This is a genomic window from uncultured Oscillibacter sp. (assembly GCF_910587525.1).
In the GTDB taxonomy this organism is placed as follows: domain Bacteria; phylum Bacillota; class Clostridia; order Oscillospirales; family Oscillospiraceae; genus Oscillibacter.
Map to the genome: position 1 here is coordinate 1 of NZ_CAJULS010000221.1, position 2540 is coordinate 2540.

Below are 2540 nucleotides of genomic sequence, written 5' to 3' on the forward strand. Positions count from 1 at the left end.
GCCACTGTGCTCCGCTGCGGGCGGTCCAGAGCATCCCAGGCCGGCCCCGCATCCCCGCCGTTTCCGGCGGCAGCAGCTCTTTTATGTGCTCCCATTGTTCTTTTGTTAATTCATACCGCTTCATGTCCCTATTTTTGCACTAACTCTTTATTTATACAATATTTATTTTTCAAACAGGGCCTAGCGTGATTGTACAAAAATGGTGGAAATTTTATGTGAAAAAGATTGTTAAAAAAATTGACAAGTCGTTGAATTTGGTCTAAACTAATCATAACTTTAATAAACTTTCTCAATGGGAGCTGATCGACTTGAAGAAAGAAAACATCTCTGACGCGGTCATCCGCCGCCTTCCCCGGTACTACCGGCAGCTGACGGACCTGTGCGCCCGCGGCGTGGTTCGCATCTCCTCCCACTCTCTGGGACAGGAGATGAACATCACCGCATCCCAGATCCGGCAGGACTTCAGCTGCTTTGGGGAGTTCGGCCAGCAGGGCTACGGATATAACGTAGAGGAGCTGCGCTCTGAGATCGGACACATTCTGGGGGTGGACAACAACCACCACCTGATTATGATCGGCGTGGGCAACCTAGGCCACGCCCTGCTCCAAAATTTCCACTTTGACCAGGCGGGCTTCACCGTGGACGCCGCTTTCGATGTCTCCCCTGCGGTAGTAGGCTCCAGCGTCAACGGCGTGCCCATCTTTGCCATGGATGAGCTGGAGAATTATATCCGGAGTCACACTGTAGACGTGGTAGTGCTGACCATCCCCCAGTCGGTGGCCCAGGATACCGCCGACCGCCTCATCGGCCTGGGGGTCCGGGGCTTTTGGAACTTCACAAACGTGGAGCTCAGCAGCGCGAACCCCGACGTACAGTTTGAAAACATCCACTTCGCGGACAGTCTGCTGACCCTCAGCTACCGCATCGCCAATCACTGAGGAACGCCTATGAGAAAAAAACTTTTAATTCTGCTGCCCGTCTGTGTGCTGCTCCTGGCCGCTGTCTGGGCTCTGGCCGCGGGAGACGCGGCAGACCCGCTGGCCACCCTCAGCTATCTCACCGGAACCTTCACGGACGCGGTGGACCAACGGGTGGACCAGCGGCTGAATAACGCCGATCTGCCCAACAGCGGCGGAACAGCGTCCGCCGTCGCCGCCTCTGCCTGGACGGAAACGCGGCTGAAGAATGCGGATGACGCGGTCTGCTCCACCGGCTCCAGCGTCCTGCTGCTGGCGGGCGGGGCCTATGTGTCCTATTCCTCCCCCGGCGCGGTGGTGGATGTCACTGCCGGTACGGTGGTCCCCAGCGGTACAACACTGGCCGTAAACCACCGCTATATGGCCGCGGAGGACACCATCGCTCATTTCATCGTCACCTCCAAAACAGCGGTGCTGGACTACCAGGGGAACGTGAAGTTCTCCTATTCCAGCGCTGAGGATTACAACGCTATGGCCGCCGCCCTGAAAGAGCTCCACCTCTTCCGGGGCACCCTCACCGGGTACGGCCAGGGCTTTGACCTGGAGGCGGCCCCCACCCGGCTCCAGGCGCTGATTATGTTCATCCGCGTCCTGGGGGAGGAGCAGCAGGCCCTGGCATGGACGGGCACCACCCCCTTCCGGGACGTGGCCCGGGGCACTGAGGCAGAGAAATACGTGGGCTACGCCTATGAACGGGGCTACACCAACGGATACAGCGCCACGGAGTTCCGGCCCGCCGGGGCCGTCAACGCCTCCCAGTACACGGAGTTCGTCCTCCGGGCTATGGGGTACAGCTCCGCCGCCAACACGAACCTGGCGGATGTCTTTGACCGGGCCATGAATGCGGGGGTACTGACCGCAGGCGAAGCCTCCATGCTCCAGCGGGACCGCTTCCTGCGCGCGGAGCTGGTGTACATCTCCTACTATGCCTTGGACGCCCTGCTGCCAAACAGCAGCCGGACCCTGGCAGACCAGCTGATGGATGCCGGCGTCTTCACCGCCGGGGAGTGGGAGTCAGCCCGGGGACTGGTGACCTCCTGGCGGCTGTAAGAGATTTTCGCACCCCTGGCGGGGGGACGCATACTATGGGTTGAGACCGGTTCGACCGGCCAACAATTCATAGGAGGTTCCCCTTATGTGCAATAACGGCTTTGGCGGCGGCAACTGCTGCTGGATCATCATCCTGCTGATCATCATCTGGTGCTGCTGCGGCAACAGCGGCTGGAATGGCGGCAGCAATTGCTGCTGCTGCGAGTGCTGCAACGGCTGCGGCAACGGCAACAGCTGCGGCTGCAATTGCTGCAATTGCAACTGCAACTGCAATTCCACTCCCTGCTGCTGATTCCTTACTCCATACCAAAGAAGGCGAGGCGCTCCGGGCAAAACCCGGGGCGCCTCGCTCTTTTCCAACAGCCTGCCCCACTCACTTTCAAATTACGCTGCCGTTTTTGCAGACAAAGGACTTCAGCGCCCTGGTACTCCATATCACAAGAAAACCCTGTCAAATTGACCAATGTCATTAAGTTAACCAATAAATTCCAAAAGAAAGAAAAAAGCCCTTGA

4 protein-coding genes are annotated in these 2540 nt (G+C 58.5%); 3 read left to right on the forward strand and 1 reads right to left on the reverse strand.

Features of this window, described 5'->3' with window-relative positions; translation table 11 throughout:
• Window positions 1-308: 308 nt before the first annotated feature.
• From QZ326_RS12740 to QZ326_RS12750, 3 genes are all read left to right on the forward strand, one after another.
• The gene (locus QZ326_RS12740; RefSeq protein WP_295745896.1) at window positions 309-938 is read left to right on the forward strand and encodes a redox-sensing transcriptional repressor Rex; all 630 of its coding nucleotides are present in this window, start codon (window positions 309-311) and stop codon (window positions 936-938) included.
• Between the two features lie 9 nt (window positions 939-947).
• Window positions 948-2027 (forward strand): S-layer homology domain-containing protein, encoded by a 1080-nt coding sequence (locus QZ326_RS12745; RefSeq protein ID WP_295745899.1) that lies wholly within the window; start codon window positions 948-950, stop codon window positions 2025-2027.
• Between the two features lie 85 nt (window positions 2028-2112).
• On the forward strand, window positions 2113-2319 hold the full coding sequence (locus QZ326_RS12750; protein ID WP_295745902.1) for a hypothetical protein: 207 nt from the start codon (window positions 2113-2115) through the stop codon (window positions 2317-2319).
• Between the two features lie 4 nt (window positions 2320-2323).
• On the opposite strand, the gene QZ326_RS12755 is transcribed toward QZ326_RS12750, so the two are convergent.
• The coding region (locus tag QZ326_RS12755) for a hypothetical protein (RefSeq protein WP_295745905.1) at window positions 2324-2540 on the reverse strand (217 nt) is incomplete at its 5' end.

Coding starts and splice junctions, on each gene's coding strand:
- QZ326_RS12750 (WP_295745902.1), top strand. CDS start 2,113: ATGTGCAATAACGGCTTTGGCGGCGGCAACTGCTGCTGGATCATCATC.
- QZ326_RS12745 (WP_295745899.1), top strand. CDS start 948: ATGAGAAAAAAACTTTTAATTCTGCTGCCCGTCTGTGTGCTGCTCCTG.